This is a genomic window from Escherichia sp. MOD1-EC6300 (assembly GCF_002965045.1).
GTDB classification, from domain to species: Bacteria; Pseudomonadota; Gammaproteobacteria; order Enterobacterales; family Enterobacteriaceae; genus Escherichia; species Escherichia coli_F.
In genome coordinates this window covers 1-13,815 of sequence record NZ_PTRH01000022.1, presented here as the reverse complement: position 1 = coordinate 13,815, position 13,815 = coordinate 1, and the positions used below count along the sequence as shown (strand labels likewise).

The 13,815-nt window shown below is 48.0% G+C and carries 10 protein-coding genes and 1 pseudogene; 6 read left to right on the top strand and 5 right to left on the bottom strand.

The genetic code is table 11. From position 1 onward, the window contains the following. Nucleotides 1-113: 113 nt before the first annotated feature. Both metF and BGE37_RS22455 read right to left on the bottom strand, forming a co-directional pair. Complete coding sequence (metF, locus tag BGE37_RS22460; protein ID WP_000007523.1) at nucleotides 114-1,004, bottom strand: methylenetetrahydrofolate reductase; 891 nt, start codon at nucleotides 1,002-1,004, stop codon at nucleotides 114-116. A gap of 382 nt (nucleotides 1,005-1,386) precedes the next feature. Then, nucleotides 1,387-2,940, bottom strand: coding sequence for a bifunctional metallophosphatase/5'-nucleotidase (locus BGE37_RS22455; RefSeq protein WP_105288457.1), 1,554 nt, complete (start codon nucleotides 2,938-2,940; stop codon nucleotides 1,387-1,389). A 132-nt stretch (nucleotides 2,941-3,072) separates the two neighbouring features. On the opposite strand from BGE37_RS22455, the gene BGE37_RS22450 reads away from it, so the two are divergent. The 4 genes and pseudogenes from BGE37_RS22450 to BGE37_RS22435 form a co-directional block, all read left to right on the top strand. Then, complete coding sequence (locus BGE37_RS22450; protein WP_000067197.1) at nucleotides 3,073-4,200, top strand: hypothetical protein; 1,128 nt, start codon at nucleotides 3,073-3,075, stop codon at nucleotides 4,198-4,200. A 232-nt stretch (nucleotides 4,201-4,432) separates the two neighbouring features. After that, nucleotides 4,433-5,983: a bifunctional metallophosphatase/5'-nucleotidase gene (locus BGE37_RS22445; RefSeq protein WP_105272051.1), complete on the top strand. Its 1,551-nt coding sequence runs from the start codon at nucleotides 4,433-4,435 to the stop codon at nucleotides 5,981-5,983. 40 nt (nucleotides 5,984-6,023) lie between these two features. Further along, entirely contained in the window at nucleotides 6,024-7,643 is a 1,620-nt protein-coding gene (locus BGE37_RS22440) for a bifunctional metallophosphatase/5'-nucleotidase (protein ID WP_105272052.1), read from the top strand. A 78-nt stretch (nucleotides 7,644-7,721) separates the two neighbouring features. Beyond that, a pseudogene (locus tag BGE37_RS22435) lies at nucleotides 7,722-8,567 on the top strand (nucleoside-specific channel-forming protein Tsx); the annotation flags it as partial. 231 nt (nucleotides 8,568-8,798) lie between these two features. Here BGE37_RS22435 and metL read toward each other — a convergent pair. Both metL and metB read right to left on the bottom strand, forming a co-directional pair. Further along, nucleotides 8,799-11,231 carry a bifunctional aspartate kinase/homoserine dehydrogenase II gene (gene metL, locus BGE37_RS22430; protein ID WP_000110774.1) on the bottom strand — a complete coding sequence of 811 codons (2,433 nt, stop codon included), beginning with the start codon at nucleotides 11,229-11,231 and terminating at the stop codon, nucleotides 8,799-8,801. A 2-nt stretch (nucleotides 11,232-11,233) separates the two neighbouring features. After that, nucleotides 11,234-12,394 (bottom strand): cystathionine gamma-synthase, encoded by a 1,161-nt coding sequence (gene metB, locus BGE37_RS22425; RefSeq protein ID WP_105277517.1) that lies wholly within the window; start codon nucleotides 12,392-12,394, stop codon nucleotides 11,234-11,236. 276 nt (nucleotides 12,395-12,670) lie between these two features. Between metB and metJ the strand changes: the two genes are divergently transcribed. Continuing rightward, nucleotides 12,671-12,988: a met regulon transcriptional regulator MetJ gene (gene metJ / locus BGE37_RS22420; protein WP_000852812.1), complete on the top strand. Its 318-nt coding sequence runs from the start codon at nucleotides 12,671-12,673 to the stop codon at nucleotides 12,986-12,988. Nucleotides 12,989-13,047: 59 nt separating this feature from the next. Beyond that, a complete protein-coding gene (locus tag BGE37_RS22415; RefSeq protein ID WP_105288456.1) occupies nucleotides 13,048-13,656 on the top strand; it encodes a YiiX family permuted papain-like enzyme in 609 nt (202 codons plus the stop codon). 92 nt (nucleotides 13,657-13,748) lie between these two features. On the opposite strand, the gene BGE37_RS25755 is transcribed toward BGE37_RS22415, so the two are convergent. Next, nucleotides 13,749-13,815: hypothetical protein (locus BGE37_RS25755; protein WP_231347632.1), on the bottom strand; the 67-nt coding region annotated here is incomplete at its 5' end.

Here is a 13,815-nt window from a genome sequence, read left to right as displayed (position 1 = left end):
GAGGGAGAAAACAAGGCTGACTACCTTATTTTCTCACTCGCATTTCGAGGCAGCATTTTGTGCTCTGTTTAAAATTTGTGATCACAGTGTGATTTTCACAAAAGGCACACTATTTATAAACCAGGACGAACACCCAGCGTATGGCAAATCGCATAACTCATTTCAGCGCGGTTAAGCGTATAGAAGTGGAAATCTTTCACTCCTTCACGGCTTAAAATCTTCACCATATCCATGGCAATATTCGCGCCCACCAGCTTGCGGGTTTCAGCGTCGTCATCCAGGCCGTCGAACATTTGCGCCATCCACGCCGGAATACGCACGTTAGTCATGTCGGCAAATTTCTTCGCCTGTTTAAAGTTCGAAACCGGCAAAATGCCCGGAATGATTTCCACATCAATGCCTGCCGAGACGCAGCGATCGCGAAAACGCAGGTAGCTTTCAACATCGAAGAAGAACTGAGTAATGGCGCGGTTGGCTCCGGCATCCACTTTTCGTTTCAGATTAAGCAAATCTGCCTGGGCGCTTTTCGCTTCCGGATGCACTTCCGGATACGCCGCCACGGAGATATCGAAATCCGCCACTTCTTTTAACAACGTCACCAGGTCAGAAGCATACATTTCTGGCTTACCACTTCCCGGCGGCAGGTCGCCACGCAGCGCCACGATATGGCGAATACCGTTGTTCCAGTAGTCGCGTGCAATGGTGCGCAGCTCGTCGGGCGTCGCATCAATACAGGTAAGATGTGGTGCTGCTTCCAGACCAGTGCGATCTTTAATGCCTTTAATAATGCTGTGCGTACGGTCACGCTCGCCGGAGTTTGCGCCATAGGTCACCGACACAAACTTCGGTTTCAGACTGCTAAGGCGATCGATGGAGTTCCACAGGGTCTGCTCCATTTCACTGGTACGCGGCGGGAAAAACTCGAACGAAACGTTAATCTGCCCCTGGACTTCTGCCAGACTCTGATTCAGGGCATCCCGCTGGCTGGCGTGAAAAAAGCTCATACCTTACCTCATCAATCGCTTGTAGTTATATGTTGTGTTGTGCACATCTATCCGTTTAGACGTCCAGATGTAAAGATGAAGGAAAAGCTGAAGGGCGTCAACCGAAAAATGACCAATGATGGTGAGGAAAAATCAGGGAAGATGAAAAAAACTCATCTTAATTAGAGGTAATAAAGAGATTTCTTTATAGCGCAATCAACCTCACTCGTTTTGACTGATATACAGGCAACACAACGGCACCTGTTCTCATTCGAAAAACAACGCCCTGCCACCGGATGGTGATGCTAAAGCATCTGATTCGGCCTGCGCTCTCGTGTAGGCCGAATACAGAATCTGCGAAATCAACGGGTAACAAACAGTAGAGTCAACTCAGTGCGTACTTTTACTTAATATCTTTCACGCGCATACCGTTGATCTGTTCATCCGTGATGGTATTACCCGCTTTAAAGTAATCAACCACCGCGTGATAAACGTAATAACCGCCCGTCGTATTGCGCGCTTTACCCTCGGTAAACGCGGTAAAACCATCTCCACCATCAGCAAGGAAACTCTGAGTGGCAATGTGGTAAACCGTCGCATCTTCAATCGGTTTGCCATTCAGAGTCAGCGAGATAACCCGCTGACCAACCGGCTTGCTGCTGTCGTACTTCATTTCCAGGCCTTTCGATACCTGTAAAACGCCATTACTCAAACTTGCGCCGTGTTCCATCAAACCGCGTAATTGTTTACCCGTGAGTTCCATCGTCACCAGTTCGTTGGGGAACGGGAAGGTACTGATGACGCCACCCATCGTAATTGCACCCGCCGGGATCTCATTGCGAATCCCACCAGAGTTGGTTAACGCCAACTGGGTATTTTTACCCGCCGCTACCAGTAAAGCGTCCGCCGCCAGGTTCCCCAGGGATGCCGATTCACCATAGGCACGTTTTAATTCAACTGGCGATTGCGCCACCGTTTGCTGCACGACTTCATCCAGCTTTTTATTCCAACTATCAATCACCTGTTTTGTTTGCGCATCGGGCTTCCACTCGTCGGCGTAAAGGGTTTTAAGCTCGAAGTTTTTCACCGTAAAAGTGTGCGGTTTCTCTTTGAAGTCGAGAACCAGTTTACCCACATCAATCCCTCCGCTGTCAGTGGAAAGGATGAGCGTATTGCCGACTTTAATCGGTTCCGGCGTACCCACATGTGCATGTCCGGTGATCAAAATATCCAGCCCTTTCACCTGACTTGCCGTCTGTATATCTTTATCCAGCGCGCGACGCACATCTGTGCCTCCCATACTGGACTGGCGGGCCGGAACACCTTCGTGAATCAGGGCGACGGTCAAATCAACCTTGCCTTTGAGTTCATCGATATAACGTTGTAACCACTTAATTTCATCACGCGCTTCAATACCCACTCGCGTGGCAGCGGATACCGTGTCATTAAAGGCAAATACTCCGTGCAAACCAATCACACCAATTTTCACGCCGTCTTTTTCAATAATGGTATATGGCTTATCCCAGAATGATTTACTGCTGTTCTGATAAAAAATATTACCCTGCACAATCGGGAATTTTGCCTGACTCAACTGTAATAGGGTGTTGTCCCAGCCGTGATCAAATTCATGATTCCCTATAGTGACCGCATCGAACGGCATGGTATTCATAATATCGATAATCGCCTTGCCTTTAGTCAGGCTGCTGATATACGGCCCGGTAAAATAGTCACCCGCATCAAAAAACCAGGTCGCTTTGTTTTTAGCTTTTTCTTGTTTAACAAGCGTAGTGATATTTGCCCAGCCGCCAATATCCCGTTTACCGTCAGCAATCCACGGCACTTTATAAGGCTCTACATGTGCATGGAGGTCGTTGGTATAAATAATGGTGACATCTTTGGCGCAGGCCCAAAACGGCAGTGTTAATGCGATACCCGCAGCAAGCATTTTAATTTTCATAAACAATCCCTTCCAGTGAGATAAAGGATTGCTACATTACGTTCTGAAAGGCTTTTTTATGTGAGAATACTCACATCCAGAGGCGATAACTGTAGGACAAAATCAACGACCTTATGAAATCGTTGGTGATATATGTCAAATCTGTTTGCGATTAATGTCTGTAAAACGTTCGGTTGTCGAAATTTGGGATTGGCCTCATCGGAAGATTACAGTTGGCCAGACTATAAACTGGGTTTTCCGGCACTGCACTGCCAGGCATGCGGAAGTTACCCCCCTTTGTTTGATGAACAACAATTTCGTGACTGGTTGTCAGTTCACATGACTGCGTGTGCCATAGAAACAGGGCATTTTTGTCCATCATGCTATTGTAAAGAAAAGATTTTTTATGGCCACAACCCGCAGGGAACACAACGCGTTCAATGCCGTTCATGCAAAAAAGTCTGGACTCCGAAACAGCAGCCAGCAAGAGAAATTACGTATCCCCAGTCCATTGAAACCGTTCAACTGTTCATGCCCTTTCAAGGAGCCAGCGCAGTACAAAAGCTCTATGTTTTAGTCAGTCTTGACGCCACTCGTGGCAACATCCTTCATCTCTCCACGAATTATACGCAACATCAGACAGGAGACAGTCTGCGGTACAGTTACAGAGGCAATACAGAACCAACTGAGCACCATAGCGATATTGTGCAGAGGGTAGATATGCGTGAAGCGCAATTCTTGCGCCGGAGCCAGTTCGATGAAATTCAGTATGGCAGTGCTGTGCTCAAGCGCAACGGCAAGGGAGCCATACTACGCCCGGTTATCACGGCACACGGGCATTTCAGAATACTGAAAATCCGCTTTCCACATGTCAAAACGCATATCATTTCACACGAATGTTTTCTGAGAGGCGCAATTATTACAGCCTGGGCAGATCAGTTCCGCCAACAACAAGGCGAACTTTGGTTCGTAGAAGAAGAAATCAGCGACCGTAACGCTGATATTCCCTGGCATTTTCAGGGAACGACATACCATGGTTGGTGGCAAAATCAGTGGCAACGCTGGGGGCAGGGGAATAACAGCAAGATGGTCTGCCTGCTCACAGGAGTCTCCTTAGAAAGGGGCGCAAATGTTTCTCTGGCAACCAGTCGTTGCTTTATCACATGGCTGACAGACCAACACGACTTTACCCAAAGCGCGTTATTATCCGCAGGTCGCGTAACGAAAATGCTGACCTCACTGGCGTTAAAATACAATGAATCGCTCACTCCATCTTGTTAGTCAATACACTCGACAAACGACCATAAATTAATGGGATCACTATTTCTCATTTAATTAAATATATGAATGTATGACTGAAAAATATAATCACAGTCAATGTTTAATTAATAACATTATTTGTTACTAAGATCACATAATACTTTCCTGACCTATGCTCTTATAAAAATAAGACACGGTGTTCCTTTTATTTAAATAATTCAACCAATGTAACAACCCCTATCAAGGAGGGATGATGAGAACTGTATTTACGACTTTATCAGTCATATTCAGCGTGATGTTTTCTCACAGTATACTAGCTCAGGACGTTACTATTTATTATACGAATGATATTCACGCACATGTCAATCCGGCAAAAATTCCCGCTGTTGATAAGAACAGACTTGTAGGTGGTATGGCTAATATTGCAGGCATCGTTAATGAAGCGAAGAAAAAAAACAAAGATGTCTTTTTCTTTGATGCAGGCGACTATTTTACCGGTCCGTATATCAGTACCCTGACCAAAGGTGAAGCTATTATTGATATCATGAACACCATGCCCTTTGATGCGGTGTCCGTTGGTAATCACGAGTTCGATCACGGCGTGCCCAATATGGTATCTCAGTTATCAAAAGCAAAATTCCCCATTCTGCTGGGAAATATTTACTACACCGATACAAATAGACCAGTTTGGGATCATCCGTGGACCATTATCGAAAAAGATGGTTTAAAGATTGGTGTGATTGGATTGCATGGTGCATTCGCTTTCTATGATACAGTCGCGGCAAAAGCACGTGAAGGCGTAGAAGCCAGAGACGAAATTAAATATTTAAATAAAGCACTTGCAGAATTAAAAGGTAAAGTCGACATTACCGTTTTGCTAATTCACGAAGGTGTTCCGGCGCGTCAATCAAGCTTTGGTAGTAAAGATGTGGAGCGGCTACTACAGGCAGATATTGAGACAGCTAAAAAAGTGAATGGTGTTGATGTCTTAATTACCGGTCACGCACATGTCGGAACACCGCAACCAATAAAAGTTAATAACACATTAATTGTATCTACCGATGCATACGGCACCGACATCGGAAAACTTGTGCTTGATTACAATCCGAAAACAAAGAAAATTGATAGTTATAATGGTGAGTTAATCACCATCTTTGCAGATCAATTTAAACCTGACACCATCGTTCAAAATACTATCGATAAATGGAGCGTAAAGCTTAACAAAATCACACAGGAAGTTGTCGGCCATTCTCCCGTAGTTTTAACACGTGAGTATGGCAGTTCTTCTTCTACCGGTAACCTTATTCTGGATGCAATGATGGAAAAAGCACCTGATGCCATTGCCGGATTTCAAAATAGCGGTGGGATGCGAGCTGATTTTCCTAAAGGTGATATCACACTGGGAGATGTTATTAGCACATTCCCCTTTAATAATGACCTCATCGAGATGGATTTGACGGGCCGCGATCTCAAATCATTGATGACGCATGCAACCAATCTAACTAACGGTGTGTTACAGGTTTCAAAAAGCGTTGCGGTTGTCTATGACAGCAAAAAACCACTCAACCAGCGGTTAATCTCTTTCACCATTAACGGCAAACCCGTGGAAGATAATCAAACATATCGTATTGCCACGCACTCCTTTTGTGCCAGTGGTGGTGACGGTTTTGAAGCATTTTTGAATGGAAAAAATGTGAAGACGATACCGGGAACAACCTCGGCGGAATCTATCATCGATTATTTCAAAAATCATAAACCTGTCACCCCAGACTTAACTAAACGAGTCATGGACGTCGCCAAATAAAATATCATTTATCAGTCTATTTATTTAACAAGGAATGCGAATGAAAACAGTGCAGCGTACTTTACTTGCCGCAACATTGCTGACTATTTTTTCGGTTTCAGTCATGGCGCAGGATGTCACGATTATTTATACAAATGATCTTCACGCTCATGTGGATTCTTATAAAGTGCCGTATATCGCAGACGGAAAACGCGACATTGGCGGCTTTGCCAATATATCTACTTTAGTAAAACAAGAGAAAGCGAAAAATAAAGCCACCTTTTATTTTGATGCTGGAGACTATTTCACCGGCCCTTATATCAGCAGTCTGACAAAGGGCGAAGCAATAATTGACATTATGAATACCATGCCTTTTGACGCAGTATCAATCGGTAATCATGAGTTTGACCATGGCTGGGATAATGCCCTGCGACAATTAAGCAAAGCGAATTTTCCTGTTTTATTGGGCAATGTTTATCATAAAGAGAGTGAGAAACCCTTCTGGAACAAGCCCTACACCATCCTGGAAAAAGATGGCATCAAGATTGGTATTATTGGGCTACACGGCGTATTTGCATTTAATGATACGGTCTCGGAGCTCTCTCTCCAGGGACTCGATAATGACAATAATAACCGCTTTGATAAATCTTCCGAGACCCTTAAGAATCAGGGGATTGAAGCACGTGATGAAGTGAAGTATTTGCAGCATTATATCGACGAGTTACGTGATAAGGTTGACCTCACTGTGGCGCTGGTTCATGAAGGCGTTCCGGCGCGTCAGTCCAGCATTGGCAATACAGATGTTAGACGCGCTCTTGATAAAGATATTCAAACCGCTAGCAAGGTGAAAGGATTGGATATTCTGATTACCGGGCATGCCCACGTCGGAACGCCAGAACCAATCAAAGTCGGCAACACCTTAATCCTTTCAACTGATAGTGGCGGTATCGATATTGGTAAATTAGTCCTTGATGTCAACCCTACAGCTCGTACCCATAAAATGAAGAGCTTTGAGCTGAAAACAGTTTATGCCGATGAATGGATACCCGATCCAACGACACAAAAAGTTATCAATGGCTGGAATAAAAAACTGGCGGATATTGTACGCCAACCAGTGGGTGAATCATCGATTGCATTAACTCGCGCCTATGGTGAGTCATCGCAACTAGGCAACCTGTTTACCGATGCAATGCTTGTCGCTGCTCCGACTGCACAGATTGCATTGATAAACTCCGGCAGCTTACGTGCGGATATAAATGCAGGCACGATTACCTTTGGCGACATTACCAGTACATTCCCCTTCAAGAATGAACTTACTGAAATGGATCTCAGCGGTAAGGATCTGCGTAACCTACTGGAACACGGGGCATCGCTTACCAATGGCATCCTGCAAATGTCAAAAGGCGCAGAAATGCGCTATACCCCGCAGAAACCAGTAGGTCAGCGCATAGTATCTTTTAAAATTAATGGTGAAGAGATCGTTGATACGAATATTTACCATGTTGCAACAACGACTTTCCTTGCACTGGGGGGCGATGGTTTTCTGGCATTCAAAGAAGGGAAAAATGTTCAGGTCCGCGCCGGAAATAACATGTCCGATGTCGTGATCGATTATTTGAAGAAAGGCCACAAGATTACGCCTGCACAGGTAAATGAAATGCGGGTGGACGTTAGCAAATAATAAAAAAATTATAATGCCATTCATTCACTGAATGGCATTATTTTTCTCTAAATCAACAATAGATAATGAGATATATTTATGTGTATAAAAAAGCACGGGATAGCTTTATCGATTCTATTAATACCTTGCATTGGAAACGCTCAGGAAATTAAAAGTGAGGAAGGCTGGTTACATCAAAGCTTGAATGTCATTGGTCGCACAGACTCTCGCTTTGGCCCAAGGCTGACTAACGACCTCTACCCTGAATATACTGTAGCAGGAAGAAAAGACTGGTTTGATTTTTATGGTTATGTTGATCTACCAAAATTCTTTGGCGTCGGCAGTCACTATGATGTTGGGATCTGGGATGAGGGCTCACCACTATTTACGGAAATAGAACCTCGGTTTTCCATTGACAAATTGACCGGATTAAATCTTGCGTTCGGCCCTTTTAAAGAATGGTTCATTGCAAACAACTATGTCTATGATATGGGTGACAACCAGTCATCCCGGCAAAGTACATGGTATATGGGGCTTGGTACAGATATCGACACGGGTCTACCAATTAAGCTTTCTGCCAATATATACGCCAAGTATCAGTGGCAAAACTATGGTGCCGCTAATGAAAATGAATGGGACGGATATCGATTCAAAATAAAATATAGCATTCCTCTTACCCATTTATTCGGAGGGCGATTGGTATACAATAGTTTTACTAACTTTGATTTTGGCTCCGATCTTGCGGACAAATCACACAATAATAAACGAACCAGTAATGCTATTGCTTCAAGCCATATCCTTTCCCTGCTATATGAACACTGGAAATTTGCATTTACACTACGTTATTTTCACAACGGTGGACAATGGAATGCTGGGGAGAAAGTTAACTTCGGAGATGGTCCATTTGAATTAAAAAACACAGGATGGGGAACCTATACTACTATTGGTTATCAATTTTAAATCAGGTGATGTTTTAGATATTTTTACTTAATGCCATTTTGTAATTGTCATAAATAACTTCACCATTCACACTGTGAATTCATCGCTCAACACAAAAGCCCCCTTATTACCGGGGCACTGACCAAAGGCAAAATGACAATCAATCACCACCTCCGCAGGAGGTGGTTTAGAGGTGACAACAAAAGCTGGCAACTGCCAGCTTTTGTTCAATAATCACTACAACAACTGCGCCAGACGGTTAATATCCGACTGAATCGCCCCGGCGGTGACGTCGCGCCCTGCGCCTGGCCCACGGATCACCAGCGGGTTGTCGCGATACCAGCGGCTTTCGATGGCAAAGACGTTATCGCACGGTAGTAGTGATGCCAGCGGATGGTCTTCTCGCACCGCTTCCACGCCTACTCGCGCTTTGCCGTTAGCATCGAAACGCGCCACGTAGCGCAACACCAGCCCCATTTCACGGGCCGCTTCCAACCGTTGTACCATCTGCTCATTAAGTTCATCGCCATTTTCAAAGAAATGGTCGATGCTGCCACCTTCGCAATGGGTTGGCACCAGTGATTCAACACGCACCTGGTCCGGTTCAATGTTGTAACCCGCTTCACGCGCCAGAATCACCAGCTTGCGCATCACGTCTTTGCCGGAGAGGTCATCACGCGGGTCAGGTTCAGTTAAGCCCTGCTGCCACGCCTGATCCACCAGCTCGGTAAACGGCACGCTACCGTCGAATTGCAGGAACAGCCAGGAGAGCGTGCCGGAGAAGATCCCGCTGATCGACAAAATAGTGTCGCCGCTGTCGATCAGATCGCGCACGGTATGGTTGATCGGCAAACCTGCGCCGACGGTGGCGTTGTATAGCCAGTGACGCCCGGTTTTTTCGAACGCGTCGTGGATCTGTCGATATTTATTGCTGTCGCTGGCTCCCGCCAGTTTGTTGGCACTGATGACGTGGAAACCGTGGCTGGCGAAATCGAGATACTGATCAGCAAGCTGCTGGCTGGCAGTAACGTCCAGCACAACTAAATCATCATACGGATGGGCACGCATCCACAGGAACAGCGACTCTTCATCCTGTTCGACGGCTTCATCATTAAAGAAGGCTAGCGCACGGCTGGCGTCCAGCCCGTCATAGCTCAACAGGCTGCGACGGCTGTCCACCACGCCTGCCAGCACAAATTCAAAGCCGGTGCGCGCCGAGAGTGTACTCTGCTCACGGGCGAACAGTTCCAGCCAGCGGGAACCGATATTGCCCTTACCGAACAATACCAGGCCGATGCGTTTTTCTGCGCGGAAGACGGACTGATGCAGCCCCTGAATCAGGCTTTCGGTCGGGCCGGTGCGCAGTACTGCCACCAGGCTGATGCCGTCATCGGACTGCCAGGTAAACTCGACCGGCTGGCCTTTCAGTTGCTGCCAGAAGCGGTGGCAATGCAGCGGGTTACGGGTGACGCCCGCCCCAACCATCGCCACCAGCGCCAGCCCCTGACGCAGACGCAGTTCGCCGGGTAATCCTGCTTCGTCGAGGATTTTCAGCGCACTGTCGGCCACTTCCGAGGTGTAGCAAAATTGCAGCAACTGGCGATCGTTATGCACGCCAACTGCCAGTGGGCGCACCTGAGCACGTTTCAGGATTTGGTCGATCTCTTTATGCGCCAGTTTAAAATCCTGACTGGCGGGCACCTGAAACTCAATCAAACAGACATCATCGTGGCTGGTGACAATACGCGCGCCAGTACCTGAGGCCAGCACGCGTTCAATGCGCGTGGAACCTTGATCCGGCGTGTAGCTACAGCGCAGCTGCAGGTCGATTTCGCTGCCAGAAACTGGCTGTAAAGTACGGGCGTGAAGAACGGGGGCCGCCAGACGCGCCAGTTCGCTGGCTTCATCCAGACGCAGCAACGGCAGCAGGCAGGCGTCTTTCACTTTACGCGGGTCGGCGCTATATACCCCGGCGACATCGCTCCAGATGGTTACGCGGGAAACTCCCGCCAGCGCACCGATTTGTGTCGCGGAATAGTCGGAACCGTTACGCCCCAGCAGCACCGTTTCACCGGCGTTGTTACGGCTGATAAACCCGGTCACCACCAGACGTTTGCCCGGATGTTGTACCAGTAGCTGTTGCAGCAACGGGTAAGAAAGCCCTTCATCAACCTGCGGCTGCGCGGCGCGTTCAGCGCGTAAAAACTCGCGGGCATCAAGCCAGGCCGCTGGCAGCCCTTGTTGATTAAGTACCGCAGACATCAGGCGCGCCGACCACACTTCACCGTGGCCCACCACTTCCGCATACACCGCATCGTTAATACCGCTGTCGAGCAGCGCCGCCAGGCGTTCCAGATCGCTGACAAAAGCGCTAATGAGGCTATCGGCTTCTTCAGCGGGTAGCAGGCCGCTAATCAGATCGCACTGATAGCGACGCAGCGTTTGTTGAACCTGATGCGCAGAGAGACGATCGGTCTGGCTTAGTTTCAACCAGTTAATCAACTGGTTAGTGGTGCTACCGGCGGCGGAAACCACCATCATATCGTCAGGCTGAGAGTACTCCGCCATAATGCCCGCGACACGCAAATAACACTTCACATCAGCCAGACTACTGCCACCAAATTTATGCAGTTGACGACCTTTCGCCCCTGCCTGCGCAATCACACTCATTTTTACCCCTTGTTTGCAGCCCGGAAGCCATTTTCCAGGTCGGCAATTAAATCTTCGCCATCTTCAATACCGGTGGAGATACGCAGCAGCGTCTCGGAGATCCCGGCGGCAGCACGCGCTTCTGGTGCCATGCCTGCATGTGTCATGGTTGCGGCGTGAGAGATTAAACTTTCCACTCCCCCTAATGATTCCGCCAGCGTAAACAACGACACCCCGCCCAGGAAACGACGCAGCGTCTGCTCATCGCCATCCAGTTCAAAACTCAACATTGCGCCAAAGCCTTTTTGCTGGCGCGCGGCAATTTCATGCCCCTGATTTTCCGGCAGCGACGGGTGATACAGTTTTTTCACTAACGGCTGGGTTTGCAGATATTTCACTATCGCCTGCGCGTTGCGCTGCGCCAGCTCCATACGCGGCACCAGCGTTCGCAAACCGCGCAGCAACAAATAACTGTCAAACGCGCCGCCCGTCACGCCAATATTGTTTGCCCACCAGGCCAGTTCGGTGACAACGTCCGGGTCTTTAGCAATCACCACGCCAGCCACTACATCTGAGTGACCGTTCAGATATTTCGTACATGAATGCAACACCAGATCGGCACCTAATGCCAGTGGATTTTGTAATGCCGGGCTTAAGAAGGTGTTATCCACCACGCTCACCGCCCCAACTTCCCTTGCCAGATGGCAGATTTTCGCAATATCCACGACGCGTAACAATGGATTACTGGGGCTTTCTACCAGTACCAGTTTGGGTTTTTCTGCCAGCGCCGCCCGTAATGCCTGTTCATCGCCCTGATCAACAAACAACACGCGATAGCAACCACGTTTCGCCAGGCTGTCGAACAGGCGATAGCTGCCGCCATAGCAGTCGTGCGGCGCAACCAGCAGATCGCCAGGTTTCAAAAAGACGGTCGTTACCAGGTGGATCGCGGACATGCCGGTATTAGTAAGTACTGCACCAGCACCGCCTTCCAGTTCAGCCAGCGCACGCTGAACCACATCGCGCGTTGGGTTGCCGCGACGCGAGTAATCATGCGCGCGCGGTTCATTAAATCCGGTAAAGTTATAGGTGCTGGAAAGATGGATTGGAGGGACAACGCAACCATACTGTTCGTCGTCATTTAACCCGCTACGCACTGCGATGGTGGCCTGTTTACGCGTCATGTGATGAAGTTCCCTGGGCTTGGTCGGTGAAATGTCAGGCACCAGAGTAAACATTGTGTTAATGGACGTCAATACATCTGGACATCTAAACTTCTTTGCGTATAGATTGAGCAAATCCCAAATAGCCGTTAAAATTATATGCATTATCACGCCGACAGGTGCATTACACGATGTCACGGTAACGCCTGTACGGTAAACTATGCGGGTTTACGGTCAGTACCCACATAAATTGTGTGGTCTGGTCTCAATTTATTGACGAAGAGGATTAAGTATCTCATGGCTGAATGGAGCGGCGAATATATCAGCCCATACGCTGAGCACGGCAAGAAGAGTGAACAAGTCAAAAAGATTACGGTTTCCATTCCTCTTAAGGTGTTAAAAATCCTCACCGATGAACGCACGCGTCGTCAGGTGAACAACCTGCGTCACGCTACCAACAGCGAGCTGCTGTGCGAAGCGTTTCTGCATGCCTTTACCGGGCAACCTCTGCCGGATGATGCCGACCTGCGTAAAGAGCGCAGTGACGAAATCCCGGAAGCGGCAAAAGAGATCATGCGTGAGATGGGGATTAACCCGGAAACGTGGGAATACTAAAGCGGAAAAGAGCGGCGCGGAGTTAACCAGCCGCTTTTTTCATACATGGACGTTTAACTATGAAATACAGGCTACTGATCCTCAGCCTGCTGGTTTCTGTGCCTGCCCTTGCCTGGCAGCCGGAAACTGGCGACATCATCTTTCAGATCTCTCGCTCATCGCAAAGTAAAGCAATCCAACTGGCGACCCATTCCGATTACAGCCACACCGGTATGCTGGTGATGCGTAACAAAAAGCCCTACGTTTTTGAAGCGGTCGGCCCGGTGAAATACACCCCGCTCAAGCAGTGGATCGCCCATGGTGAAAAGGGCAAATACGTTGTTCGCCGCGTTGAAGGCGGACTGAGTGTTGAACAACAGCAAAAACTGGCGCAAACGGCAAAACGTTATCTCGGAAAACCGTACGATTTCAGCTTCTCATGGAGCGACGATCGCCAGTACTGTTCGGAAGTGGTGTGGAAGGTTTACCAGAATGCGCTGGGGATGCGCGTGGGTGAACAGCAAAAACTGAAAGAGTTCGATCTCAGCAACCCGCTGGTTCAGGCGAAGCTCAAAGAACGTTACGGGAAAAATATTCCGCTTGAGGAAACGGTGGTCTCGCCACAAGCCGTTTTCGATGCACCACAACTCACCACAGTCGCCAAAGAATGGCCGCTGTTTTCGTGGTAATGGATGATGAAAAAAATAATTCCCGCCGTAGTCTGTTTGTTGCTTTGTAGTTGCACGACCTTTCCGCAAGCTGTCGCTCCGGCAGGGAAAGATTACGAAAGCCCGCTCCCCGCAAGGACTGACGCCAGATACTTTCTGTCCATGGCTGCTTTTCGCATC